Source organism: Psychrobacter sp. W2-37-MNA-CIBAN-0211 (assembly GCF_040309405.1).
GTDB lineage: Bacteria > Pseudomonadota > Gammaproteobacteria > Pseudomonadales > Moraxellaceae > Psychrobacter > Psychrobacter glaciei.
Genome location: NZ_JBEOOU010000555.1, coordinates 1 through 238, shown reverse-complemented (window position 1 = coordinate 238; position 238 = coordinate 1). Strand labels below are relative to the sequence as shown.

Below are 238 nucleotides of genomic sequence, written 5' to 3'. Positions count from 1 at the left end.
CGCATCGGCGCGCGGCTGATCGGTACGGTGGTGGGAGCCATGGCAGGCGGACTTTTGCTGACGGTGTTCTTTGATCAGCAGCACTGGCTAATGCTCGTACTGGCAGCCTGGATCGCAGCGTGCGCCGGGTATGGAAACCTGTTTCGACATTTTCGAAATTACGGTTTTGTGCTGGCAGGCTACACCGCAGCGATCGTCGCGCTGTTTGGTATTCAAGACCCCGTGCTCGATGTGGACC

1 protein-coding gene is annotated in these 238 nt (G+C 58.4%); it reads left to right on the top strand.

Annotation, left to right across the window (positions count from 1 at the left end; all coding sequences use genetic code 11):
* Positions 1 to 238: FUSC family protein (locus AAEY72_RS16245; RefSeq protein ID WP_352311714.1), on the top strand; the 238-nt coding region annotated here is incomplete at both ends.